The following is a 24,331-nucleotide window of genomic DNA, read 5'->3' on the forward strand; positions in this document are numbered from 1 at the left end:
AATGCGCAATAACACTTGATTAAGCGAATTGGTATAAGGCTATAATTTAAAAACTAAAAAGGCTACATGATGTAGCCTTTTTTATATGAGTGTATACAACAATCGTGTTTTAAAAAATTGCTATAACTACTTAGCCATAGGTAATAAAACCGATATGTAACGCTGAGCCCAATTTGCTAATTCAACACGGTTACGAGAATTGGTTTTTTTAAAGGCACTGTACAAATGCGTTTTAACGGTGTGGTCGCTTATATTAAGTTTATCGGCAATGGCGTTATTGCTCGCCCCTTGAGCAATTAAGTGAATAACCGATTTTTCACGTTTAGTAAGGTGCGCATAATCCCCTTTTTTTAGGGTGATATCTTCTTGTAGGCTATTAAACGAAGAGGCAACCGAGAGAATATCTGAAAACGCTTTTGATATAACCTTTCGCGTAAACCATAACTCGCCTGCGGTTATTCTAACTAGCCCTTTAAAAATAGTTTCTGGTGCATCTGATTTATAAAACACACCATTGAAATGATTTAACAGTAGGTTTTTTTCGCACACGGCATTGGGCTCTACATTAAATAAGACAACTTTATGCTTTTTAGCGAGGCAAATTAAGTCGGCAGGCAGTAAATCTAACCAGTTATTTTTAGCGCCATCAATTAAAAATAAATCAAACTTGTCCCTTTTCTCATTTTTAGGGATCACGTCGTCCATTTTAATATCGCCAAAAATGGCTTGCATGGTTTTTAATATAGTTGTGTAGCTTTCACAGTGAAAAGAAGATTGAAACGTGGTTTTTACAAAAACGGCGTGTGGTTGTAGCATAGATTTCTTCCTTGAAATGTTTACACCACATTACCGAATTTATTAACAACTTACAATGCGCCCTTGGTATTATTCATACACGGCATAAAACAATCACCAATTATATTTAGTTAATAGTTACAATAACTTAATGATAATGAATGAATTATTTTCATATAAAACACTGCTCTGATCAGTCCTCACATAACGTATAAAAGCGTGAGGTAACCCCGTTAGTCCAGCCAAAACCTTGCTGTACTACGTATTCTCCGCCCCCTGCTTTTAATTGAGGCACGCACGCATTGTATTTTTCTAGTAGGCACTGATTAACAGAAAAGTCGTTTTCTACCATTGTTAACCAGTTTTTCATTATACGTTTACTAAGATCACTAAAACCGTAATTATTAAGCCCTTTAACAGCAAACCACTGCAGCGGAGCCCACCCATTAGGGCTATCCCATTGCTGTGATGTAGAGGTAACGGTAGTAACTATGCCACCGGCCTTTAAAAAGTCGCGGCTTAGTCGCTCGGCAATATGTTGAGCTTGTTGCTCAGACGCTAAGTTAAAAAATAATGCAGTACTTGCGGCAGCGCTTAACACCTTAGATTGACTCGCTTTATGATGATTATAATCAACAAAAAAGTGTTGTTGCTCACTCCACATGTATTTATTAATCAGTGTGCGGCGAGCTGCTGCGTTATATGGCACACTGTCGGCTGTTGATGACCGCTTTGGTAACAACGAAAACACGGTTACTCTTGATGGCTACGAAAAAGTAGACTTAGGTTTAATTTTAGAACCTATGGAAGGCATAAAACTACAACTGGCCATTGATAACTTAACGGATGAGCAAGGTATAACAGAGGGCGACCCACGTAATGCCGATGCCCCAAATGGCCGCTATATTATGCCACGCACTACGCGCTTTAGTGTAAGTTATGCGTTTTAAACACACTTAATACTAAAGGGAGCTTGGCTCCCTTTATTTTATTTTTTCGTTTAGTTTATTAAGCGCCTTTACCGAAAAGCCCCTATCGTAAAAATGTAAAATTTTACCTTTGCTATCTATTAAAACAACGCGAGTATTGTTTGGGTTTTTATTACCTGTAAATTTTTGCACAGCTTCACCATCTTCATAAATAGTGATTACCCCGCCCCACAGCTCTTTAGGTATACCCTTGCGCATACCGCTGTCTATAAATGTACTAAACATACGTGGAGCCATACCTGCTATGGTAGGCAGTTCGTAAGTGGGTAATGTAACTCCTGTCATGTCTAAGCCAACTAACCAACGGTCTATGTCAAATTGGCTATCTTGTTTATAGCCAATGAGTAACAAGGTTTTATCGGCTTTAAAATCACTCGGTATGGTTACGCTTTTCTCATCTAGGCTTTGGCCGCTAATGGTAGGAAACTGCTTACCGGTAATTTGCTGATTTGGATATTGAGCTGAGCACGCACTAAGCATTAACACCACAAATGCGCTGGCTATTATTTTAATCATTTTAAAACCTTACACTGTTATAAATATCATACTAATACGTGTATGAGGTAAAACAGGTTTAAACCGTTTGCAATTTTAAATACGCTTTAAACTCTCGAAGTGCCATGGGCTTGGCGTATTTCCAGCCTTGGCCATAATGTACGCCAGCTTGTTTTAGTATGGCTTCTTGCTCATTAGTTTCTATGCCTTCTGCTACACAGGTGTAGTTAAACTTACGTACCAACGCCATAATATTGGGGATCATTGAGGCCTTTAAGCCTTGTGTTGTTATGTCTTGTACAAAGGTGCGGTCAATTTTAAGTTGATGAAAGCTCAAGTTTTGTAGATTTTTTAAGTTAGAGTAACCCGTACCAAAATCATCTATCGATAAATTAAAGCCCGCCTCAACCAGCCTTTTAAAGTGGGCATGGGCAACTGTTGAGTCTAAGTATTCGTCTTCTGTTATTTCTAAACAAATAATAAAGCGCGAATCGGTGAGTGCCGGTATGTCTTTTAAAAGCGCAATATTGCCTGTTTCTACATCGTAGGGAAAAATATTAATAGAAATTTTAAAATTGCGCGGTAATACCTCAACGGTGGTTAGCTCATAAAGTACTTTTTCAATCATGGCTTGGGTAAAGCGCCACGTTAAATTGGTTTTTCTGATAATAGGAATAAATTGATCAGGAAATAAAACGCCGTATTTATCTTCAAAACGGGCCAACGCCTCACAGCCAACCACTTTACCTGTTTGCAAACAAATAATGGGTTGGTAGGTCCAATAAAATGAGCCTTTTTTAAGGCCTTTGCGCACACGCGTGATAGTTGAGCGCCTAGCCGCTAAGCTATAGTCAATTAACAGTCCACTTGATACACCCGCTAACGAAATTAAAATAAGCGAAATAATCAATAAAAATTGATTATCAGCAAAAAATTGGCTCCACGGTAGTTGTGCGGCTGCGCAGTAGCCTGGGTTATTAGTACTGCATTTAATAATTGATTCATAAGGTAAAAATGCGTTATTTTTTACCTGCTCATAAACCCCTTTAGCCCCCGCTAAATGAAACGTCTCGTGCGTGTTTTTATAAAGTACTTCCCATTTGGTCGATACAATTACTTTATCGTTAAAAGCGCGCGTATCGACTATTAAATTGTAACTACCTTGCCTTACAATTATCACTTCCATTGCACGGCCACTAAACAAAAGCAAATACAATTGTGGTTCGTACCTTACGCGCACAGGTTTATTATCGTATTTATCAATTCGAATGTAGTCGGGAGGATTATCGGTAATTGTAGCTGCCAGCTTTCCTGCACCGGTGGTGCAAACCAGTTCATTATTTGTAAAAAAGCCAATATCTATCACGTATTGTGCATCAAACAACGCGCGGCGCATTTCTATCAATGTATTGTTATTACATTGTTTAGCGTTTGCGTTATTTAGGCGGGTTAAAATTTTTCTACGTTCTGTTGCGGCTGCATCTATGTGTTGAACAATATAATTTGAATCTCGCGCTAACTGCCTACTTAGCTTTTGTGCAGCAAAGTACATCAGTGTGCTAGCACATATAATAAAAACCACGACACCGCTTAATACTGCAATTAAAGACCTACGTTGATATTGTTTCATAACACCTTTTTAAAGAAGCTGTGTGTGAGTCAGGTGCAATAATAATTGCATATCTGGGCATAAAAGCAATCAAGCTTGTAAAATAATTAAAGCAAATTACGTTTTTAATTTATTGATTTGTTTGCATTATAATTGCAAAACCAGGTGTCTGAGTATATCGCTAAGCTGCTTATGGCCTTGGCTATTTAAATGTATACCATCACTCCCTAGGGGGGCGTTAAGGTGTGATATATCAACGTAATTAAGCGCGTGCTCATGTGCTACACGTTTAAAGAGAGCGTTTAAGGGCATTAACTTGTGATTACAGTTTAAATAAATACGGCTTAACCCATGCTGAGGGTTAATAAATAAAGGACCAATAACAATTATGTTCGGTAAGTTAGCAGGCGAGTAAAATTGTTTAATAGAGCCAATAAAATGCGTAAGGCCGGTGGCTATATCTGTTGGGGCTAAGTTAAAACGCTTTTTTAAATCGTTAGTGCCAAGTGCAATAATGAGCGTGTGTAAAGCGTATTGCTGCAAATCGGGTTTTAAATAGCGAATACCATTAAGCTCCCCCGCAAAAGGCGGGTTATTCACAAGCGTACGGTTTGGCTGCCCCGACTCTATTACGCTAAAGCCGCTGCCTAGCTGTTGCTGTAACCGCGCGGTCCAACGGGTCTTTTCATCATAGCGCTTACCTGTTTCGGGATTTAAACCCCACGTATTAGAGTCGCCAAAGCAGAGTATATTTTTTGTTATTTGCGTCATTAAAATGGATTGAGCGTATAGCCTTGTTGTTGAAGTTGTGCGTGCGCGGTCATTGCTGACAGTGACATTTTTAAGCCATCAATAAGCAATTCTGGCGTTACTTTAAAGTGAGTTGCCGATTGCCCACACACATACACCTGAGTGTTATTAGCAAGTAGCTGCTTAATTAAGGCTTGGTTTTTATTGTTAGCACTAAAGCGCTTTTTATATTCGCTGTTAGCTAACACATCAACGCTTGCGCTGCCGTGCACAACTAATGCAAGTTGAATGTTTTCAGGCTTTACACCATGCGCTACATGCATATTAATAAAACGCGCTAACGAATTTATTGAGTTATTTTGCTCGCCTTTTTTAGCACCATCGGCAACATCAAATGCTATTTTAAATACCGTAGAGCTATTAATTTTGTCATGCACGGGTACATTATAATAATTACCAAACCCGTTAATTGGTTGCTCATTAGCATTAATAAACGGGCTAAAAAGCAGCACTAACCCTAGTAAATATTTCATAAAACAATCCTGTGTTTTTAAGCGTATTACTAAACTACCAGAGACAACCAAAAAAGGCTGCAATTTAAGCAACCTTTTGGGTACTTTTATGGTGATGATTAATAAACTGCATACCTAAATAACTAAACGTATTTTTAAATTGCTCTACAAAACACGCCGGCGCTTCACTTGATGACGCATTAGAAAGCACTGAAAAATGCTTACTACGCAGCGTTCGTAACTTTGGCTTTAATACTTCATCGTCCATGTAATCGGTTATTCTATCAATAAATAATTTCATTTGTACTGTGGTGCTGTACCAATAAACGGGTGAGGCAAACACCCAGTGGTCATACTTTAACAGTGCTTCAAATACAGCATAAAAGTCATCGCTTTTATAGTTTTTGTTATAACAGTACGGCGCTATTTTATAATCATCTAAACATATTATCCTTACATCGTTTTGCTCAGCAAAGCTGTTAACGTGTGCCTGCGTATTACCATTTTTACGTGCGCTTGAGTAAATAATAACAGTGCTACGCTTAAGTTTTTGTTGCATTTAGTTAGCTCCTTTTTTAATGTTGACAGAAGCTTAAAACCTCAACTTATATTGAGGTCAAACGGAAATTTAAAACAATGCCAATAGATCAAAAAAAACTAACAGAGGCCAACCTAACCGTAGGTTATGTCGCTAAGCGCAGCGGCGTAAAAGTATCAACCCTACACTTTTACGAAACAAAAGAACTCATACGTAGTTGGCGAAATAGCGGCAACCAACGCCGCTATAAAAAAGATGTGCTGCGCCGTATAGCGGTAATAAAAGCCGCACAAGCCATGGGAATAACACTTGATGAAATTAAACACACCCTGGCCACATTACCTGAGCAGCGCACTCCCACACAAAAAGACTGGTCAGCCCTTTCAAAGCAATGGCAAGCACAGCTTGATGAGCGCATAGCGTATATGCAGCGCCTACGCGACCGCGTAGATGGCTGTATTGGTTGTGGGTGTTTATCTATGAGTAAGTGCCCTATGTATAACAAAAACGACCACTTAGGCGAAAACCAAAGTGGTGCTATTTTATTAGAGCGAGATTGAGATTTAAATTAAGGTTAGTCTAGGCCGCTAAGCCCTTCTCTTGCAGCTCTGTATAAAGCGCCTAGGGTTGAGTCGAAAACAGATTTTATAAAGCTATAAGTCAGCTCCACCGCTTTACTAATTACTTTGCCTGCAAACACTAACATATGTCCTAGTAAACCTAAGGTTTGTGTTGCAAACGAGGCTGACGCTTTAGCTATTTTATCAAGCGTTCGCGCCAACATATCGTAAAAAGTGAGCCCAGTACCAATAGCTGCTTGGGCAGCAACTGCGCTGTAATAGCCTGCATCTTTTAAAAGGGTAATTAATGCAGCACCTAGTTTATCTGCCCAATGTGAGGTAAATGATGCTTGATTTCTGTCTTCAAATTTTAAACGCACAGGCATGTTTAAAAAGTGATTAGCTTGTATAGTTAAGTTGTTCCAATTATTGCTATTGGCAGTGTTTAAGTAGCCAGGCGTACCAGCAAGAGTATGAGCAGCACCTTTTAAACCTTGTCCACTATCTAAACGTATTTCTTGGCCATTGTGCGGAGCATGCGAAAAAGGCCATAAAGGCACTTTAGCCACTGGGTCAGCCCCATGTGTACAGCGATAAATTTTATCGATTCTGGATGTTGCTGCGCGAGAAAAGTTTTCAAGCCCAACACGTGGCGAACCAAACGTATATAATTTTACAGGAAGTGAATACTCAGCTTTGATCCAATCAGCAGAAAGCGTCGCTAACGCACCACCCAAGCTGTGGCCAACTAAATGAACGCAACCGGTTACTTTATCTTGAATATTCGCTGCTATAAACTCTTGCAGCGCAGGCTTCATACTATAAAAAGTCTTATTAAAACCAGCATGCACCATACTGCCATTTGACCCACCACTCACACCAAAGTGCCCATCGGTTAATCCATCTCTTAGCGAGTTAGTCCCCCGAATAGTTATAACCGAATCGCCCTCATACGCGCCAAGCCCATGCCCTACTAAAGCAAAGCCCGTGCTTAAATTAAATAAATGAGAAAAAAAGCTGCCCGTTACCCCTTGTACTGCGCCAGGGTTAACAGAAAAGTTAAAATTGTCGCGCAAAGAGGCATGAAGTGTGCGATTGAGTAAATTAGTGGTTTTAATACTTTTTGCTTTATAAGCAAGGTTTGCTAATTGTACGGCTTGAGTGGGTGTCAAAGTATTCATATAAGTTCCCTTTAAATAAATAGTTAAAGTTTACATGATGTGTATATCGCAAAAGTGTGGCTTGTATCTTCTTTAATTGGAATATCGTAAGTTTGTGGCTCTTGGCCAATATCACACTCTAAGTGTGCAAGAAGCGCTTTGAGTGTATCGCTATCTTCATGAATTGAAACAAGTGTGTACCACAAAACAATCCCTTCTGGCGTGCCGTTTTCTAAATAAATATGTTGAACCAACGAGTCGTTATCAAACATATTAGAAGGTTTACCTGTTTTTATTGTTTTTTCTGTGAAGGTAAAATAACCCTGTTCATCTGTTGTGGTTTCATCAACGTATTCATCGCCATAGGTAAGTGAGCGCATCACTTTAGTGTTTGCAACTGGCTGCCCATTATCTAATAACTGCCCTTTTACTGGAGCCGATAAATAAAATTCTTGTTTATTAAAAAAGCCAAACATATCTGCACAAGCCTGTGATGTAGTAAAAAAAACAACGGCAATAGAGACTATTACCAATACAAAAATTTTTAAGCGCGATAAAAACAAAGCAAACTCTCTCCCAAGGCCTAGCTATAAACTACTTAATATATATGGCTAATTAATTACACCAGCCATATTTATGCTGAAAAAGTAGGGGTCTAATTAGGTACAATTATACTGCATGTTTTTTAATCAAAAAACAATCACTAATCTAATTATAAAATAGTGTATATATTAATTTACCAATGCCACTAAACATGATGCCGCCCATAAGCAAAAAAGCATACATAATACTAATAGCACCGGCTGAAGGGTCGCTCTTTTTATCAACTTCTATGCATGCCGTACACACAACCAAAAATATAAAAAAGTTAGCTATCACACCTAAAATAAAAGCATTGCCAAATAACGGTGATACGCCAGCTAAAACTGCACCCAAAATTAACAGCGAGCCTGAAATTGAATGTTTATCAAACCGGCTTTCAATTATTTTTATAACTAAAGTGGTTAGCATAGATAGTGAAAAGTATAGCGTTGGCCAAAACTGATAATATAAATACCCCCAGTTTAAAAGCTCACCTGAAGTTGATGAAAAAGCTTGCTGGCCTATGTCGGCCGCTGAACCATTCGCGGCATTTTCGCTAAAAAGGTACCCTATCCCACCGATAATTAATTTTATAAGCCAAAAAAATAAAAAACTGGCAATAGTAAACCCAATAGCGTCATCCCTTGTTAATAGTTTTTTAGCTTTGCTTTTTACAATAATGGCAAGCATTAAACCTAGTAGGCATACACTTCCTAAATAAAGTACTGCCTGCCAAAAGTCATCAGGATAAAATACAGCTAACCCTGGCGCTATAAATAGATACATAGCATCTTCGTTATCTAGTGAACGGTTTCGGGCACTTTGCTCAGACTCTTTAAAAAGAGCTAAATATACAAATAAAGGCTGTAAGAACAGCATTAAAATACTCGTGGTAATAAGGCTCATACATCATCCTTAATGAGAAAAAACAAATGCAGCACACGTGCTGCATTAAAATTAAAAATGTGGGTGCTCAATAAAAAAGAGAGGTAGGTATTAAAGGTTTATTTTTTGAAAGTATGTTTTAAGTTTTAAAAGCCCTGATTCAAGTTCAAATTTTTGTATTTTAGGATTTTTGAATTTAAACCCATTAGAAATATGGGTATTAATCATTGTCGCCATCCCCTCAAAGCCAGCTGGTGCAGTGGCAACTAAATCGCTCAATAAGGGCATTATAAGCACTTGATGCTCTTCTATTAAAGTTGGGTTTTCGTATATATCGTAAACAAGGTTAGTTAATGTTTGTTGGTTTTGTTGTTCCATATCATTTCTATAGTGCCTTAGCTTAGGCGTTTATAGCTCCCTAGAGTTCTAAATTGAATAAAGGTAAAAAAAATTATTACTTTTTGTTCCTTCGGTTACTTTTTGCCATTTCTTTTTCGACAGCAGCACGAGCGTCTTTTATATCTTTAAAAAAATCATACTGATATTTAATAAGACCTTGGTATTTTTCACCTTTAATTAAATAAAAAGAGAGCAACATAAAGGCTATATTGCTAACTGTTGCAATATAATACCCATTACCTTCTAAAATTATAAAAGTCGGTAAGCAAATCACAGCTAAAAATAAAGCATAGAATTTTAATATATTCGCGCAAAAAAAAGAGCCTTGGCTTACTTTAAAATTTATAAGGCAAAATGCTACCCCTGTAGAAAATAAAATTCCTAACAGCCACTCAGGTTCTGTATCAAAGTATTGCGTTAACACAGTCATTCCGGAGTATACAGTACCCAAAAGTAAGAGCACTGTTACTAATAGAAACCTTCGTAAAAGCTTCCATGGTGGAAATAATAGAAATACCTCATCGTTTTTAGACACTACTTACTCAACTCCTCATATATTCCAATTGCGAGTGAATTCACTGTTCCAGATAGAGCGCTCCCACCAAAACAGACGACTTGAGGCTCTCTACTCTGTCTCTATAAAAAGAGCTAAACATAAAAATAAGCTTGTGAAAACAGCGTTAAAAAATGAGTGAGTAATTATGAACGGTATTACAGGTTTATTTTTTGAAAATATGTTTTAAGTTTTAAAAGTCCCGACTCAAGTTCAAATTTTTGTATTTTAGGATTTTTGAATTTAAACCCATTAGAAATATGGGTATTAATCATTGTCGCCATACCCTCAAATCCAGCTGGCGCAGTGGCAACTAAATCGCTCAACAAAGGGTTTATAAGCACTTGATGCTCTTCTATTAAAGCTGGGTCTTCATATATATCGTAAACAAGGTTAGTTAGTGTTTGTTGGCTTTGTTGTTCCATATCATTTCTATAGCGCCTTAGCTTAGGCGTTCATAGCTCCTTTGTGTATCAGTTTGAATTCAATGATTTATTTTAATTGAGCTTTCTCTTTTGCTAACTGTAATAGACTAACAGCTTGCTCTTTGTCATAAGCTAAAGCGCTGTGTTCAATAACATATTGTGCATGCTCTTTTACTGCAAGCCAATTATGCTGCGATTTATATAAACTTGCTAACTCAAAATGCGCCGTTGTAACTAATGAATTTGGCAATTCTGCATCTAATGCTAAAAATTCTTTGTGAAGGGAAATTGCATTATTAATATCTTGCCCTACAAACATGCCGCTTCCATATAACCAAGCTAATGTTGAATAAGCTTCAATCTCTTTTGCCGCAACCCGCTTTTTGGCTTCCTCTAATAATCGAGTCCCATCCCCAGTGTGAAGGCTTAAAGTAATCAATGCTTTCCAGTATCCCATGGAATAAGCTTTTTCACACCACTCTTTAAGATACTCTGGCGCGTTAATTAAGCTTTTATGACATTGCTGTGCGGCGGTTATTACAGTTAAATCTGGGTCATTTATATCTATAGTATTATCCCATCGAGGACCTGCGGCATAAATGGAAGGCGCCATCATAATCAACAATAATAATATTTTATCCATAAAATCACTTCCCTAAAGATTGTTCTGGAAGATGGACAGTATAAGAAGGTACTGGTGAAGGTAAAAATGCACCTTTCCTATAGAAATAAGTCTCTCTAAGCGGCTTTTTTAAGTCGCCTTCACCTTCACAAACTCCACTATCTTTGCAGGTCATCCCACCAATATAGTCAATTATACTTATTCCACTGATTTTTAAATTAAGTAAAATAGAATCAACACCTACATGCCTATTACCAGCATTAAATGCATGATACCGATGCATAAATGCAACAATACGGGAGCCTTTTTCAATTTTAAGAGTACTGCTTAGTATACTCGCCCACATTTGATTTCTTTGAATATGTGAATCAGTACATAAACCACCATCAGCGTCCTCCCAACTGCACCTACCATCAATTTTATCCATCACCTCAACAGGCATATCTAACGGAATAATTTTCATACCTAGAGAGTTAGCAGCTTTAACTAGTTCACCATAACCTGTGCTAGCAGCACCATTCCAATACCAATTTTCTCGAAAATGTTTGTAAATCACATCAAAACCTTTACCAGTACGTTGATAAAAATCTATTTTTTCTTTTATCTTTATAGGTAACATTTCCATCGCAAAATGAGTGAAACCCGCAGCTTTAAGTTGTTTTAGAGCCTTTATAGCCTCATATTTATAAGATACAGGGCTATGACTGGATTCTGCGATAATTACCAAACGAGCATTACCGGCCATTGTTCTATAATTTACATCCGTGTTTATTTTATTCACTGTATTTCCTTATGTTTAATATTCTTAATAATATTCAAAAACCCAAGCTAGTCACACCAAACTGCTGGCGTGCGTGCTAGTTTAAGGGAATCTCTATTTTCATTTATCCAAGATCAATAACAGGGGCTACATTTATAGTAAATTCAGCTAAGTGAAATTTATTCCCTACTTTGTTAATAACCAGCTCAATAGGTGTAGGTACATCCGCATTACATTTAAATATAACTTGCGTAGCACCTTGAGCTTCATTACACGGTGCAATAAAAAAACAAGGCTGTAATCAGAAAAAACTTACCAAGGTTACTTTTTATCATGCTTTTTAAATACCCTTGATAGTTCGATATTATAGTTATTTGGAAAATACATTACTTAATGCTTAACTGATACACCTGATAAATCAAAGTTATAAAGCGTAACTGAATCAATGGTGTGCTCTTCAACTAACTTAGTATTCTTTACGCTAATAACCCCTTCATCAATACTAATATTGCTTACATTACTACTTAAAGTGAAGTTAGGGAGTGCGTATAGCTCTGAGTTGATGACTTGATATCCCTTTAGTACTTGCAATTTGTTACCTGCATAAAACTTTATTAATGCATAATAATTTTTGTCTTTTTCGAGCAATGTTACTTCTGGCGTGTGACCTTTTAATCGAGTGGCAATAAAAGGGATCCCTTCACTAAAAGACAAAATGTAGGTATCCCTTGTAGGCAAGCAAATACCTGACTTATCTTTGTGGAGTAATTTAACTTGCTCAAACTTCAATGACTGCAATAGCCCTGTTTTGTCATCAACTTTTATGGGCTTAGTTACTTTTATATTTAAGCATTCTGACGCGAAAGCGGTATGACTTATCATTAGTAGAAGAGTACAAATTAAGGCCTTAAAAACGTTCATATACTTACTCCATATGTTTGCCAATTATGGATAAACTCTTGCACAGTTCCCTTTCCAAGTGGCGTATTATAATAAGTTTTCCAATACTGTGCCTGCGCATTAGTATCATTAGCTTCAGGTAAGGCAGCTGGCGCTCTTAAATAGTGAATTCTAGCAATGGCGCATGCATAAGCATCATTCTCTTTTAGCTCCTTTAACTTATCTTCAGTAGTCATTAAGCTTTTAACTTTTAATGCTAACTCTCCTCTGTAACTTAGGTAATTATCCCAAATGTCATCATGAGTAGCAGGCTCTATCTGAAAATAACTCAACGCAGGTCCACCGCCTAGTTGTTGACGATACTTCAATCGACTTTCTTGAATCGCTGTACCTAGCAATAAGATTTCTGCTTTTTTTGTTGATAAACAGATTTTTAACAGCGTTGGTTTTATTATATTTTTCAAAAAAAGTTGAGGATCTTTCATTCCTGCTTTTTGAGAGTTAAATAAGGCGAGCTTTTCATTAATTTTGCGAAAAGTAGCATCATTCGGATTTATTTTTCCATCGGGTCGAACCATGTTTAAGGCTTTGCTTTGGAATAACTTAATAGCAGCAATAGTTTTTGAGTTTTCTGGACGAGGGTTTAAGCGACCATCAACAACTAAAACTTGTGTAGGTGGGATAAGTTTTAGTAATTTATTTAACGCGGCTTGTACCGTTTTTACATCATTTAAACTGTTAGTGCCGCCCAATCCAATAGATTGAGTTATTCTTATTGATGACATTGTATTTCCTTGTCTTTTATTTATTGTTATTAATTTCTTTCCGAAACGATCAACTCTTTAAACTCTTGGGCTTTTAAATAAAAAACATGAAATTCTCTCACTTTTTTAACCCAATGATAATTAATTACACGTTCTCCATAATATGCACCTGCAAGCTGCCCGTATATAGCGCCTGTTGTGTCAGCATCTTCACCTAAATTAACGGCTAATAAAGCACCAGACTCAAATGTATCAGAATGATAAAAAGCCCATAAAACTGATTCCAAGGTATGCATGACATAACCACTTGCGCGTATTTGCGAAGCACTTTTAGATTTATATTTAGCGTCTACTATGAGATCAATTATCGATTGACATAATGGGTTTTCATCCCAGTACCCGTCTATGGGTGTATAGATCCCATCGAGTAAAGTTTCTTTCGATACTCCATGCAAAGCCCCCCAAATTAACCCACTAAAATAACGGCAAGCATCCACAGCTTCTTCAGCGCCATGAGTTGTAATAGAGCTTAAAGCTGCATATTTAATTGCATTTTCAAAATTATCATAGTAACGAATTGGTATTGGTGCCAAACGCATTAAAGACCCATTTCCTGCCGATTTTGGATCTGTATTGCCAGATATAGGATCGCCAGTTTTCTCATAATTTTGCAGAGCATTAACGACCGTATTACCAATATCAAAACACTTACCATTTACACTGAAAACACCATCTTTCCACCATTTATAGTACAAATCCATTTGATCCTTAGGGTCAAAAACCTTAGTACGAACAAGACTATGAGCTAAGCAATACATCATGCTAGTATCGTCAGTCCACTCTCCTGCTTTCAAGTTAAATGGTCCACCACCAACAATATCAGTAATTGGCTTAAATGTCCCAGGGGCCTTAAACTCAAGAGTTGTGCCTAAAGCATCACCAACTGCACATCCAAGTAAAGCACCTCGAAAGCGATTTATGTCATCATCACAATCAACTTGGATTCTTTGATAATATTCTTTACATTGCTCATCAGTAGGTCTAGGGACTGCTATGCGATAGACATTATATGATGACATCCATTGGGTTTTATGAGGCTCTCTAGAACCACTTAATTTATTTGTCATAAAAGGAAATCGAAGATCATTAGGAATTTTATTTTCCATTTCTAACATTCGAATTATTGCGGAAGAGGTAATTAACTCACCAGAATCATCATAATATTTTTTTTCACTCATTTTAAACCTCTTCTAGCTCTATGAAGTTTGTTCCATTTACTTTTAAACGGCTAATAACTTTAAATTTCGTTCCTGACTTAAACAATACTTCTTGCTCTTCTGGCTTTACTGCAGCATTGTTAGCAATATTAACCCCTGTTTTAGAAGTTATAAGTATTTTAGTATTGCCATCGAAGGGCTTATCTAAATTGCTCGATGAACTTTTAAAACCTTTTTCATAATGTATGCCACCAACAGGGAACAACTCCTCTAATAAGTCATCACTGAATTGATCTCCACGAATAACATGTCCCTCATACCTCAATAATGGGTTTTCCGCTAATTTAATTAACGCTTGATCAGTATCAGCAACTGCCTTAGCCCATTTTTCCTTATCCCTAGGTGAAAACCCCCTAAGCCCAGCATTTATAGGCTTGTAAAGGTTTGTAGTATACACTGCAAGTGATAAAAACTCATCACGTGTTAAAACCTGCATATCAGGATCTAAATGGTAATTAATTAAAACGTGATTTTTAAACTCTTCACCCTCTTTCCATATTAAACTAGTCACTTTATCTAGTTCTGAATTAATCAATGCATCGATAGAAAGCGGCTCCCCAATACTTTCATCGATAATAGACTGAGAGGTCATTGGGCTTGAGTTATCTCCTCCTCCCAATATAAGCAATGAAGCGGGATTTCCTGAAATAATCTCCTGTTTAATCTCTTTTGCCGTGATAAATCCAATTTGGGCGGCTTCAAGTAAATCCCTTTGTAACTCCTCACTAATTAGGCCTTCGTTAAATGCTTTTTTTAAGCATACTTTCAATCTTCTCTCTTCATCTTCTTTACATCTCAACCCGAACGGATCCACCCAATTAACCGGATTGGGCGCATATTGATAGTGGTTTATGCCACCTACTAAGCCTATCGGATCTTGGTTTATAAAGCGTTGTTGTTTGGGGCTGTAGTAGCGGTAGCGGTTGTAATGTAGGCCGCTCTCTTCATCTAAATATTGCCCTTGAAAGCGGATTGGCTGAGTGAAAGACTCTTCTTTATTTGATTCTGCTTTTAACTCTTCATAACCATACGCATCGGCTTGGTTTTCCCAAACGACTTCTGCTTTGTTGTTTGTTACAAAACGCGGGGTATTAATTTGGTCTAGGTGGTAGTAGTACACCTCACCTTGTTTAATCAGCGCCACTGGATGAAATTGATTTGGCAAGTTGATATACCACGTATACTCACCGTGCTGGCATTCGCCGATTAACTGATCGTTATCCCAAATGTAGTCAATTTTGCCCTGCTCAGTGTGCTTGGCGATACGACGACCGAGTGGGTCGTAATCGTATTGGGTGAGCGTGCCGTTGTTGTTAAAACAGCTTAACTGATTAAACGCGTTATATTCACGGCGGGTTTTAATGCCTTTGCCGGTTTCGCGTATTTGGTTACCGAACTCGTCGTAGTAAAAGTCGCTGTCGCCAAAGTGAGTTAGGCGGTCTGCGTCGGTGGCACTGTTTATTGTGGTGTTGTTCGTACTTTCATTGTTTGCTACTGAGTCAGCGTTGCTACTATTTTTACTACTATTTGGCGCTAACTCATTGTATTCGCTATGCGTGGCGCGTGTTAAATCAATAAAAGAGCTGGCTGTATGCTCATTACTGGCAGTATCATGGTCTATACCCTGCTCGCCTGTATCTCTAAGGTCTGCATCGCTTGTGTTTGATTTAACTGTTTGGCTTTGCGGGTTACCAAAGCTATCCCACTGGTAGTGTGTGATTGTATCAGCACCTGAGCTTGCCAATGTTTGTTTTATTAACTGACCCAAGCTGTTGTATTCAAAATTGATATTTTGGCTGCTTACGCCTTCGTTTTTACGGGCAATCAGCTGGTTGACGCTGTCGTAGTTGTACGTACAGGTATCAAATAATGCTTGCGCTGGGTGTGTAAGCTGCTGCTGCGTTAAACGGTTAAATACATCAAACTGTTGATTGAGGGTAATGCTGTTACCAAACTGCTGGGTTTTAATATTACCTTGGCTGTCGTAGCTTAATGTTACAAGCGGCTCAGCTAGCTCAATCTCTTTACTGTTGGTTTGCTGTAAGTTAATACCGCTTAGCTGGCCAAACTGGTTGTAGCTGTATTTAAGCGTGGTTGAATCTGGCAGGGTAAGGGTTTGCCTTCTGCCGTATTCGTCGTAGCTGTATTTTAAGGTATGCGCTTGTTGCTGGTTATTAACTTGCTCAGCACACAATAATCGCCCGCCTTTATCAAAGCGTTGTTTAAGTGTTGATTGTGCGTTATGTGCACGCGCAATTTTACCTTGCTTTGTGTAGCTGTAGTAATTGGCGTTATTAATGATATGTGAGTCACTGGCAAGGCTTGCATGCTGCGCAGTTACACGGCCTAGGCTGTCGCGCTCTATTTTTACATGGCGTTTGTTGCTTTGTGTTACTGAGGCTAAGCGGTTACAGGCATCGTATTTATACTGCTGTAGCGTGCCATCAAACCCGGTTATTTGTGTTGGGTTTTCGTTAGCGTCGTAACTTATGCGGTATACGTGACCATCGCTTCGCTCGATGGCTGTTAAGTTTCGCTCTTTGTCGTACGTTAAATGCAGTGCGCTGCCATCGGGCTGAATAACACAGTGCGGTTGGCTTAGCCCTTCAAAGTGTTGCTCGGTGGTGTCGCCTTTGCTGTTTTGCGAGCTAATTAACCGCCCTGCTTCGTCGTAGCTAAAGTATTGATGCTGCTTATTTTCAGGCTCGTTTTCATCAAAGGCAATTGTTTGTGTAAGCTGGCCGTGCTCATTGTATTTATATTGGGTGAGTAAGCCTGCGTTATTCAGTGTGGCATTTACGCGGCCTAGGCTGTCGTAGCTGTAACGTATTAACTCATCGTTAAGATGCTTTGCTAAAAGCTCGCCTTGCTCGTTCCAAATAAACTTGGTGATTTGACCATTTTTATTAATATGCTGGGTTAACTGGCCGAGCTTATCGTAGCTGTATAACGTGGTGCGGCCATCACCAAAGGTTTCGCTTTGTAATAAGCCAGCCACACTGTATTTACGCGTAATGGTTTGGCCATCAGGTAAGGTAGTTAGTACACGTTGCCCAAGTTGGTTGTAAGCAAAATGGGTTTGGCTACCATCTGGCTGCGTTATTGTTTCTAATTGGCCATAAGGTGTATAGCTATAGCGCGTTGTGCTGCTATCGGGCTTAATTTCACTGAGCTTTTGGCCTTGCGCATTGTATGTATATTGCCAAACGTTGCCGTTAGGGTCGGTATGTTTTACCAATTTACCTTGTGCGTTATGTACAAAGTGCTCTTTGTGGCCTCGAGAGTCTATACAGGTTGTTTCACCGCGCTCAAGGTTGTATTCAAACTGGTAGGTATAGGTATTGTTATCGCCCCACTGCTTTATACATTTAGCGCTGGGTGAGTAGCTATCCCACTCGAAGTGATGGCTAAAGCCACTAGCTCGGGTACGCTTTGTTAATAAGTTAGCGGCGTTATACGCGTAGCGCTCAGTTTCGTTTTGCTGATTAGTAGACAGAACAAGGTTTTTGTTTTCATCGTACTCATAGCTTGCAAGTAATGGCGATAGCAATTGCTGTTTGTTGTTTTTATCGGTGTAGTACGCTGCTATTTTGCTTAATAAACCTTGCGCGTTGTAGCTAATTATACAGCCACGTACTTTGTTTACTTCTATACGGTGTAGGCGCTCTTTAGCATCGTAATAAAACGCGATGCTTTGGCCTTTTTCGTTAATTATTTTTTCAAGCAGCCACGCGCTTTCGCCTGGTTTAAACGTAAGGTGTTGGTCATCTGGTGTTACAAGTACTTGCTTACCATTTGTTTGGTAATGTAGCGCAAGGTTACTACTTAACTGATAGCTTGATTGGCCAGGTTTCACCTTTTCAAATTTATGTTTAGCGCCGTGCTCGTCTTGGTACTCTAGCCAGTAAGTGCCTTTTTGCTTAGGGCCCACTTTTGGGGGCGGCAAATAATGCTCGGTAAGGCTTGCCATAAAGTCGTGGCGCCAACCATTACCCATTGTTGTGCACACATCAGCATGAGATGAGCGATACAAACGTCGCCACACTAATTGGCGACTGCCTGCAAGGGTAAAGTCGATAAGCGGGAGGATTTCTTCGCCAGAGAGCATTGAAACTGGATCTGAACGGCACTCTTGATTTGTAATGGGCTCTTCACTTGCGGTGTTATTACTTGCACCACCCGTATTTTTAGCGGGTGCTTGCGATGCGCTTTTACCTGATGCGGTTGAGCTTGATTTTTTGTTCGAATTTTTTCCCGCTGAGCCACTATTAGTATTATCGCTTACCTGAATGGCCGACTTTGCTTTTTGGTGGAAACACGTTACTGCGCCACTTACTAAGGCTTGGGTAAGTACGCTTGCGGTTTCGCGAGCTGATGCGCTGCGCGGGCAGTTAACGCCAGCACTATTTAATAAATTAATTACGTCGAGGCGTTTGGCAGCGTCACCTGTTAACGCACCACCAATTTGAGCTATTTGTTGTTTAGCCGTTTCAGGGGTGTTTGCCACAGTTGGCGCATAACCTGACGGCGTTTGGCCTTTGCCAGCAACTAGGCAAATGGGGTAACTCGTTCCTTGTAAAACAACCGTATTACTTTGCATTAGTTGTGTACTTCCTCACTTATCCATAAGTATGATGCTGCGGCCTGATATTTTGATTGTTCTTGAGAAATCACTAACGCGTGTTTAAAGTGATTTACAATAGCCGGGCTTGAGGTCAATTGATATAAATTGACGAGTCCTTCAAGCGCACCAATTTTACCTAATTTGTAATTAGGTAATTCATAATGTGTATGCTCATTAATTAAATTACTGAGCAATTGTAAATTAGTCAGCCAAACATCACTTTGCTGATGTATGCCGTTGCCAGGTGCAAATATAAGATCTATATGGTCTTTATTATCCTGTGCGATTTTGGAAAATATACCGCCTAGTTGGTCGTGCTTTATAAAATCTATTGAAGGAGCAAATTCATGACTAGTTTGCATCCAGCCAATTTGAGCCGTTTCAATAGACGCAAGTGCACCACCTACTCCTAAGTATACCCACTCATTGTTTTTATCGGCTTTATAGGTAGCATCAATGGCAATCACGTTTGCCTTATGCCATTTTTTTTGCACCGCCAACTGCACTAACGTATTAGCACCAACAGCGCCATAAAATAATAAGTGCTCTACATGCTCAGGGAACAACTGTTTAAAACTTTTTGCTAAAAGCTGCTTTAGCTCATCTTGGTACGCAAGTGCTGGCAATAACCATACAAGTGGCAAGTTTGAGTCTTCTACTTTTGCAAAAAGTTCTTTCGCTTTTACTATGCAATCATAAATACAGGCATTCCATGATTGCCAAGTAATACCGTTAGGTGGAGTTGGGGTATCTGCATATAGCAGTGTATCTATGTCTTGCGACAAAGGCGTAGAAAAACAGCTTACGTTTACATTAAACGCCTTCATGCTTGCGCCTCTGCTTTTACATTTTTAGCCATCGATTTGTAGTAGGTATACAAATTAAATATTGCTTGGCTATAACAGTCCATTGCCGACATTTCTATTGCGTTTAACCTTTTATTCAGAGATTTTCCAGCTACAAACCTTTGTAAGCAAAGCTCCTCCTCGTATTTAGGCCAGTTTTGCTGTAACTGCTGTTTAAAAGCCACTAGTGCTTGTTGTTCAGCATTAAATGCACTTACTTGAATGTCATAGCTTACGAGTAAATCGAGCTTATCACCGAGCATTCGCCTTATTAAGGCAATAATAGCTGTTGGGTTTTCTACTTGGTTTAACGACATACACGCTAAGGGCACTAGCTTTATATAGCCACTTTGTAATAGCACATGCAAAGTGTCATCTACTGTTAAAACATTGCTTGCGTAATTACTTAATGCGTTTACTTGTTCCCAACTTAGTGATAATAAAAAAAGCGACATTAACGGTGAATTAACAAGCTTACTTTTACATAGCTCATCAAACACATGTTTTAGCACTTGTATGTTTGCATTAGGGTTGAATGCGCTGATGAGCGCCACTGTTTCGGCTGATGTTGCCTCTTGTTCGGTGCTATTAGCCAATGCAAAATAAATAGTGTTTAAGTCAATTAATGCAATTAAATTAAAGCTGTGTTGCTGTAATAAAACTTTATAAATAACAGCCTTTGCTAAGTCATGCAGGGATGGGCTGTTGAGCAACGAGTTTATAAAAGCCAGGTTAATTGTTTGCGGTAAATTAGCCATAACCTCTATACATGCCTGCGCAGTCACATCAAGGCTTTGCTCACTCGTTACTAACGTATTAATTAAAGTTAAATCGGGTTGTGTAAAGTGTTGAGGAGTATTATTTTTTTTAGCGGTTAGCCACGTTGTTTCTAACAGCTTTTTTTTAAGTGTTTTTACATAACCTACAGAAGTAAACGGGCAGCACTGCGCCTTACTAATACAAAGCAATTGTGCTTGGTGATTACTTATGTAAGTAGACAGCAAGGTTAGCCACCTATTAATACAGTAGGGTTACCAACAACAATTTTTCCGCCGTGGGAGCTATCATCACCCATTCGAGCTGCGGGTTTACCGTTAATTTTTACGCTACCAGAGCCTGACTTTATGCTGTCGGGTGGCCCAACACACACTAACATATCGCCTTTACGTGCTGCGGGCATGCTACCTATTAATACATTAGTTGAGCCTACCACAACAGGGCCGCCAACATGCGGGACTGTACCTGTGGTTTTAGGGCATACATGCATATGACCAATTGTAGCTGCGGGCTTACCCATAAAGACTCCTTGTCTTATTTACTTTTTGACAATAAAACTAATCAAATAAAGGAATAATTAATAATTTACTTTGAGAAACTAAACCCGATAAGGTATCAACTAATTCTGCCTTACTATAATCCGAAATTGATACCGGGCTTTGTAATGCGTACTGATATAAAGCAGCTATGGTATCTTCACTATTTAAAGCATTATGTAAATTACTTAAAAACTGATTAGCATAATAACCATCCATAGCTTTCAAATGCGTTAATGCAGGATTTAGCAATGGATCATCTGGCCTATTTATTGGTAAACAAATTAAATACGGCAAACCGTAACGGCAATATACAACGTAACCATTATTATTAATGCCGTTTCTATGCCCTGTATAAAAGCTATTTATTATTTCCATAACTGCACTAATTTAATTTAATCATGCCGGCAGATAAAGTAATGGCGCTACCATCAACTTTAACGTTACTGCCTTTAATGTCTATATTAGTGCCTTCTATAGTTATATTACCGCTGCTGCTCATTTTAATTTGTGCAGAGCCTGTTTTAATTACTATTTCGTCACCGGCTTCAATATTAAGTGTTTTACCCACTTTTAACGTGTCGTTTTCACCTATATCGTCACTGCGATTTTTAGCCACTTTTAGTGTTTCATTATTGCCAATATCAACTTTTCGATCGTTGCCAATTTCAATATTATGGTCGTGATCTGTTTTGTCGTTTTGGTCATTTTTTACGTAAAGCTGCTTATCTTTTTCTGCTTGAATATAAACCAGCTCGCTGCCTTTTTTATCCTCAAACCTTAGCTCATTAAAGTTATCGGCTCCGCCTTCTTTGGTAGAGCGTGTTTTAATACCACTTTGTGTTTTTTCACCAGGCAGTGCATACGGAGGCATTAAATCTGCGTTGTACACTGCTCCGCTAATAATTGGTTGGTCTGGGTCGCCATTTATAAAGTCTACAAGTACTTCTTGGCCTACCCGAGGGAAGAAAAATGCCCCCCACTTTTTACCTGCCCAGTTTTGCGCAACACGGATCCAACACGAGCTTTTTGAATCTTTTTTACCTTCTCGGTCCCAGTCAAATTGCACTTTTACGCGACCATATTGGTCAATCATTATTTCATCGGCGCTGTCGCCAGTTACGATTGCCGTTTGCACACCGTTTATAACTGGTTTTTTCTTATTTATTTGCGCTCTGTAGGGTATATCTTTGGGTACGCATTCAAAATGGTTCGAGTACACTTCTTCTACTGACGACTGCTGAGAGCCTGACTGATTAGGCACCGTTATAGACGTCATCATAGAAGTAATAACAAATGTTTTACCTTCAAGACGTGGGTCTTCGTGCTTTTTAAAACTAAAGAGTTTACCCACTGTAAATGAGCGGCAATCACTGCGACCACTAGAAAGCTTCATGTCTCGCTGTAATGACTCAAGCTGAACAGATGCTAAATTAGCTGCGCGCGGGTGGCATTCTTGCTCGCCCGTGTATTCAAAAATTTCTGATACTGATTGAGTCGGTAACTCTGGATTAGCTTGCTCACCATCTGGGTAGCGTGATGGCTGTTTAAAATCGTAACCAACGCGTTTAAAGCTGCCTGGCGCAATACTTAAACCGCCCTGCCAACGTGATACATGAGATTCGCTTAAATGGCCAGTTGAGTAAACTACCTTTGCTTCGTCGCACACTTCATAAGCGGTAATATCATCAGCTAATACCAAGGTATGGTTGCTGTTGGTATGCTCAAAAAAGTAAAAAATACCTTCTTGTTGAAGCAATCGTTGAATAAAGTCAAAGTCTGACTCTTGGTACTGAACACAGTACTCGTATTTAGGGTATGTTTTGCTGGTTTTATCGCTAAAGGCAACATTGTGTTGGCCAAATAGGTCAGCAAATATTTCTTTAATTGTTTTCTTTTGGAATATTCGGCTGTTTTTACGGTTGCGCATAGATGCTGCAAACGGGACGATAGTTGCTTGGTAATCTATATAGTTTTTTTGTTCTTCTACATCAGCTGTACGGCTGCCGTTTGAAACCAAATGGCTTACTATTCCATGATAGTAACGCTCACCGCCGCCTTGTGCATTTTTTACCTTAATAGATACTGGCTTTCCAACCAAATCTTCATGTGCTATTTGCTTGCCAATTGTGTACATATTGGCAGACATAACAAATAAGTCTGACATTGCCTCTTGGGCAACAAAACGAGTTAAATAGAGGGCATCTTTACCAGCAGGGGTGCTAATCTGAATTACGTTGTTATTTTGTGTTGCTGTTTGCATTCCTTGCCTTTCCCATCCTAAAGATCAAAAAAAGCTCTGAGCAAAAGCCCAGAGCCATTATAAGATAACAAATATTACATTTGTTGACCTTTAACACCGCTGTAACCGTATACAAGTGGAGCAGTAATGTTATTTTTGTCGTCTGTTGGAGTAACAGTCATCATCATTTCTGTGTAGCTGATAGTGATTGTTTCAATAGGACGATCGTTTTGTACTGACACTGAATAGCTAGAAATCATCGCATCTGTAAGTTCGATTTTCATGATTTCTTCAACTTTATCACCTTGTTTAGTGATATGGAAAATAGCTGGTAAGCCTTTACCAATTGTCGCTTCTTTGAAAAGATCCGGAGATGCTTTATCTTGAAGTTTAGTGATAGTAACGTCGCCAAGACGAGTAGAGCTAGACTCACGGTCCATTGCTGTACCAGTTGCTGCGCTAATTTCACGGCTTACGTTCCAATCTAAAGATAATACTGTGATTAAATCTTTGAAAGATTCAGCTGTAGTTTCGCCTTTGATTGAACCGTATTTTAAATATGTATTTGCTTGCATTTGATAATGCTCCTTTTAATTAAACAATGTTATCCATTTAGACTGGATTATTTACTTTGGTTTCCCAAAAATTCCTTTGAAATCATTATCTTTAATACAGCAATGAAAAGGCCTTCAGACTCCTTTCCTTAGATGAAGACAATGTCTCAAAATTCCA

General features: G+C 38.7%; 26 protein-coding genes and 1 pseudogene. 2 read left to right on the forward strand and 25 right to left on the reverse strand.

The genetic code is table 11. From position 1 onward, the window contains the following. Nucleotides 1-126: 126 nt before the first annotated feature. Together NQT65_RS08035 and NQT65_RS08040 are read right to left on the reverse strand one after the other, a co-directional pair. On the reverse strand, nt 127-816 hold the full coding sequence (locus tag NQT65_RS08035; RefSeq protein ID WP_064387111.1) for a response regulator transcription factor: 690 nt from the start codon (nt 814-816) through the stop codon (nt 127-129). Nucleotides 817-988: 172 nt separating this feature from the next. After that, complete coding sequence (locus NQT65_RS08040) at nt 989-1,546, reverse strand: trehalase family glycosidase (protein ID WP_338128530.1); 558 nt, start codon at nt 1,544-1,546, stop codon at nt 989-991. Between NQT65_RS08040 and NQT65_RS08045 the strand changes: the two are divergent. After that, a pseudogene (locus tag NQT65_RS08045) lies at nt 1,488-1,745 on the forward strand (TonB-dependent receptor); the annotation flags it as partial. The gene NQT65_RS08040 and the pseudogene NQT65_RS08045 sit on opposite strands and share 59 nt — an antisense overlap. Before the next feature lie 33 nt (nt 1,746-1,778). On the opposite strand, the gene NQT65_RS08050 reads toward NQT65_RS08045, so the two are convergent. The 5 genes from NQT65_RS08050 to NQT65_RS08070 all read right to left on the reverse strand — a co-directional run bounded on the left by NQT65_RS08050 (nt 1,779) and on the right by NQT65_RS08070 (nt 5,709). Further along, the gene (locus NQT65_RS08050; RefSeq protein ID WP_256850891.1) at nt 1,779-2,300 is read right to left on the reverse strand and encodes a hypothetical protein; all 522 of its coding nucleotides are present in this window, start codon (nt 2,298-2,300) and stop codon (nt 1,779-1,781) included. A gap of 58 nt (nt 2,301-2,358) precedes the next feature. Next, entirely contained in the window at nt 2,359-3,909 is a 1,551-nt protein-coding gene (locus tag NQT65_RS08055) for an EAL domain-containing protein (protein WP_256850892.1), read from the reverse strand. A gap of 126 nt (nt 3,910-4,035) precedes the next feature. Continuing rightward, a complete protein-coding gene (locus NQT65_RS08060; RefSeq protein ID WP_256850893.1) occupies nt 4,036-4,659 on the reverse strand; it encodes a GDSL-type esterase/lipase family protein in 624 nt (207 codons plus the stop codon). Beyond that, the gene (locus NQT65_RS08065; RefSeq protein ID WP_256850894.1) at nt 4,659-5,171 is read right to left on the reverse strand and encodes a DsrE family protein; all 513 of its coding nucleotides are present in this window, start codon (nt 5,169-5,171) and stop codon (nt 4,659-4,661) included. The genes NQT65_RS08060 and NQT65_RS08065 overlap by 1 nt, the downstream gene beginning before the upstream one ends. Before the next feature lie 64 nt (nt 5,172-5,235). Next, on the reverse strand, nt 5,236-5,709 hold the full coding sequence (locus NQT65_RS08070) for a flavodoxin family protein (RefSeq protein ID WP_256850895.1): 474 nt from the start codon (nt 5,707-5,709) through the stop codon (nt 5,236-5,238). Between the two features lie 77 nt (nt 5,710-5,786). Here NQT65_RS08070 and soxR point away from each other — a divergent pair, with 77 nt between their 5' ends. After that, nucleotides 5,787-6,248 carry a redox-sensitive transcriptional activator SoxR gene (gene soxR / locus NQT65_RS08075; protein WP_154945733.1) on the forward strand — a complete coding sequence of 154 codons (462 nt, stop codon included), beginning with the start codon at nt 5,787-5,789 and terminating at the stop codon, nt 6,246-6,248. A gap of 14 nt (nt 6,249-6,262) precedes the next feature. On the opposite strand, the gene NQT65_RS08080 is transcribed toward soxR, so the two are convergent. The 18 genes from NQT65_RS08080 to NQT65_RS08165 all read right to left on the reverse strand — a co-directional run bounded on the left by NQT65_RS08080 (nt 6,263) and on the right by NQT65_RS08165 (nt 24,174). After that, nucleotides 6,263-7,429 carry a lipase family protein gene (locus NQT65_RS08080; protein WP_064387120.1) on the reverse strand — a complete coding sequence of 389 codons (1,167 nt, stop codon included), beginning with the start codon at nt 7,427-7,429 and terminating at the stop codon, nt 6,263-6,265. A 23-nt stretch (nt 7,430-7,452) separates the two neighbouring features. Then, the gene (locus tag NQT65_RS08085) at nt 7,453-7,971 is read right to left on the reverse strand and encodes a DUF6795 domain-containing protein (protein WP_024032856.1); all 519 of its coding nucleotides are present in this window, start codon (nt 7,969-7,971) and stop codon (nt 7,453-7,455) included. A gap of 145 nt (nt 7,972-8,116) precedes the next feature. Next, on the reverse strand, nt 8,117-8,896 hold the full coding sequence (locus tag NQT65_RS08090; RefSeq protein WP_256850896.1) for a hypothetical protein: 780 nt from the start codon (nt 8,894-8,896) through the stop codon (nt 8,117-8,119). Between the two features lie 90 nt (nt 8,897-8,986). After that, a complete protein-coding gene (locus tag NQT65_RS08095) occupies nt 8,987-9,253 on the reverse strand; it encodes a hypothetical protein (protein WP_096042758.1) in 267 nt (88 codons plus the stop codon). Between the two features lie 76 nt (nt 9,254-9,329). After that, complete coding sequence (locus NQT65_RS08100; protein WP_256850897.1) at nt 9,330-9,809, reverse strand: hypothetical protein; 480 nt, start codon at nt 9,807-9,809, stop codon at nt 9,330-9,332. 176 nt (nt 9,810-9,985) lie between these two features. After that, a complete protein-coding gene (locus NQT65_RS08105; protein WP_076924322.1) occupies nt 9,986-10,252 on the reverse strand; it encodes a hypothetical protein in 267 nt (88 codons plus the stop codon). A 67-nt stretch (nt 10,253-10,319) separates the two neighbouring features. After that, nucleotides 10,320-10,895, reverse strand: a complete 576-nt coding sequence (locus NQT65_RS08110) for a hypothetical protein (RefSeq protein ID WP_256850898.1) — start codon at nt 10,893-10,895, stop codon at nt 10,320-10,322. A 4-nt stretch (nt 10,896-10,899) separates the two neighbouring features. Then, a complete protein-coding gene (locus NQT65_RS08115; RefSeq protein WP_182711765.1) occupies nt 10,900-11,655 on the reverse strand; it encodes a TraB/GumN family protein in 756 nt (251 codons plus the stop codon). A gap of 369 nt (nt 11,656-12,024) precedes the next feature. After that, nucleotides 12,025-12,555 (reverse strand): hypothetical protein, encoded by a 531-nt coding sequence (locus NQT65_RS08120; RefSeq protein WP_256850899.1) that lies wholly within the window; start codon nt 12,553-12,555, stop codon nt 12,025-12,027. Continuing rightward, complete coding sequence (locus NQT65_RS08125; RefSeq protein WP_256850900.1) at nt 12,552-13,319, reverse strand: peptidoglycan-binding domain-containing protein; 768 nt, start codon at nt 13,317-13,319, stop codon at nt 12,552-12,554. Before NQT65_RS08125 ends, NQT65_RS08120 begins: the two co-directional genes overlap by 4 nt. 29 nt (nt 13,320-13,348) lie before the next feature. Beyond that, a complete protein-coding gene (locus NQT65_RS08130; protein WP_256850901.1) occupies nt 13,349-14,536 on the reverse strand; it encodes an ADP-ribosylglycohydrolase family protein in 1,188 nt (395 codons plus the stop codon). A 1-nt stretch (nt 14,537) separates the two neighbouring features. Next, complete coding sequence (locus tag NQT65_RS08135) at nt 14,538-19,175, reverse strand: RHS repeat-associated core domain-containing protein (protein WP_256850902.1); 4,638 nt, start codon at nt 19,173-19,175, stop codon at nt 14,538-14,540. Continuing rightward, the gene (locus NQT65_RS08140; protein WP_256850903.1) at nt 19,175-20,026 is read right to left on the reverse strand and encodes a hypothetical protein; all 852 of its coding nucleotides are present in this window, start codon (nt 20,024-20,026) and stop codon (nt 19,175-19,177) included. Before NQT65_RS08140 ends, NQT65_RS08135 begins: the two co-directional genes overlap by 1 nt. Then, nucleotides 20,023-21,048: a hypothetical protein gene (locus tag NQT65_RS08145; protein WP_256850904.1), complete on the reverse strand. Its 1,026-nt coding sequence runs from the start codon at nt 21,046-21,048 to the stop codon at nt 20,023-20,025. The genes NQT65_RS08140 and NQT65_RS08145 overlap by 4 nt, the downstream gene beginning before the upstream one ends. Nucleotides 21,049-21,050: 2 nt before the next feature. Beyond that, entirely contained in the window at nt 21,051-21,341 is a 291-nt protein-coding gene (locus NQT65_RS08150; RefSeq protein WP_024032867.1) for a PAAR domain-containing protein, read from the reverse strand. Between the two features lie 37 nt (nt 21,342-21,378). Then, complete coding sequence (locus tag NQT65_RS08155; protein WP_024032868.1) at nt 21,379-21,735, reverse strand: hypothetical protein; 357 nt, start codon at nt 21,733-21,735, stop codon at nt 21,379-21,381. Nucleotides 21,736-21,742: 7 nt separating this feature from the next. Next, nucleotides 21,743-23,620, reverse strand: a complete 1,878-nt coding sequence (locus NQT65_RS08160; RefSeq protein WP_064387133.1) for a type VI secretion system Vgr family protein — start codon at nt 23,618-23,620, stop codon at nt 21,743-21,745. A gap of 74 nt (nt 23,621-23,694) precedes the next feature. Then, nucleotides 23,695-24,174: an Hcp family type VI secretion system effector gene (locus tag NQT65_RS08165; protein ID WP_024032870.1), complete on the reverse strand. Its 480-nt coding sequence runs from the start codon at nt 24,172-24,174 to the stop codon at nt 23,695-23,697. Nucleotides 24,175-24,331 lie beyond the last annotated feature (157 nt).

This window comes from Pseudoalteromonas agarivorans (genome assembly GCF_024518735.1).
Lineage (GTDB): Bacteria > Pseudomonadota > Gammaproteobacteria > Enterobacterales > Alteromonadaceae > Pseudoalteromonas > Pseudoalteromonas atlantica.

Excerpts from the sequence above, each read along its gene's own strand:
- NQT65_RS08035 (WP_064387111.1), bottom strand. The coding sequence starts at position 816 with ATGCTACAACCACACGCCGTTTTTGTAAAAACCACGTTTCAATCTTCT.
- NQT65_RS08050 (WP_256850891.1), bottom strand. The coding sequence starts at position 2,300 with ATGATTAAAATAATAGCCAGCGCATTTGTGGTGTTAATGCTTAGTGCG.
- NQT65_RS08055 (WP_256850892.1), bottom strand. The coding sequence starts at position 3,909 with ATGAAACAATATCAACGTAGGTCTTTAATTGCAGTATTAAGCGGTGTC.
- NQT65_RS08060 (WP_256850893.1), bottom strand. The coding sequence starts at position 4,659 with ATGACGCAAATAACAAAAAATATACTCTGCTTTGGCGACTCTAATACG.
- NQT65_RS08065 (WP_256850894.1), bottom strand. The coding sequence starts at position 5,171 with ATGAAATATTTACTAGGGTTAGTGCTGCTTTTTAGCCCGTTTATTAAT.
- NQT65_RS08070 (WP_256850895.1), bottom strand. The coding sequence starts at position 5,709 with ATGCAACAAAAACTTAAGCGTAGCACTGTTATTATTTACTCAAGCGCA.
- soxR (WP_154945733.1), top strand. The coding sequence starts at position 5,787 with ATGCCAATAGATCAAAAAAAACTAACAGAGGCCAACCTAACCGTAGGT.
- NQT65_RS08080 (WP_064387120.1), bottom strand. The coding sequence starts at position 7,429 with ATGAATACTTTGACACCCACTCAAGCCGTACAATTAGCAAACCTTGCT.
- NQT65_RS08090 (WP_256850896.1), bottom strand. The coding sequence starts at position 8,896 with ATGAGCCTTATTACCACGAGTATTTTAATGCTGTTCTTACAGCCTTTA.
- NQT65_RS08095 (WP_096042758.1), bottom strand. The coding sequence starts at position 9,253 with ATGGAACAACAAAACCAACAAACATTAACTAACCTTGTTTACGATATA.
- NQT65_RS08105 (WP_076924322.1), bottom strand. The coding sequence starts at position 10,252 with ATGGAACAACAAAGCCAACAAACACTAACTAACCTTGTTTACGATATA.
- NQT65_RS08110 (WP_256850898.1), bottom strand. The coding sequence starts at position 10,895 with ATGGATAAAATATTATTATTGTTGATTATGATGGCGCCTTCCATTTAT.
- NQT65_RS08120 (WP_256850899.1), bottom strand. The coding sequence starts at position 12,555 with ATGAACGTTTTTAAGGCCTTAATTTGTACTCTTCTACTAATGATAAGT.
- NQT65_RS08125 (WP_256850900.1), bottom strand. The coding sequence starts at position 13,319 with ATGTCATCAATAAGAATAACTCAATCTATTGGATTGGGCGGCACTAAC.
- NQT65_RS08130 (WP_256850901.1), bottom strand. The coding sequence starts at position 14,536 with ATGAGTGAAAAAAAATATTATGATGATTCTGGTGAGTTAATTACCTCT.
- NQT65_RS08135 (WP_256850902.1), bottom strand. The coding sequence starts at position 19,175 with ATGCAAAGTAATACGGTTGTTTTACAAGGAACGAGTTACCCCATTTGC.
- NQT65_RS08140 (WP_256850903.1), bottom strand. The coding sequence starts at position 20,026 with ATGAAGGCGTTTAATGTAAACGTAAGCTGTTTTTCTACGCCTTTGTCG.
- NQT65_RS08150 (WP_024032867.1), bottom strand. The coding sequence starts at position 21,341 with ATGGGTAAGCCCGCAGCTACAATTGGTCATATGCATGTATGCCCTAAA.
- NQT65_RS08155 (WP_024032868.1), bottom strand. The coding sequence starts at position 21,735 with ATGGAAATAATAAATAGCTTTTATACAGGGCATAGAAACGGCATTAAT.
- NQT65_RS08160 (WP_064387133.1), bottom strand. The coding sequence starts at position 23,620 with ATGCAAACAGCAACACAAAATAACAACGTAATTCAGATTAGCACCCCT.
- NQT65_RS08165 (WP_024032870.1), bottom strand. The coding sequence starts at position 24,174 with ATGCAAGCAAATACATATTTAAAATACGGTTCAATCAAAGGCGAAACT.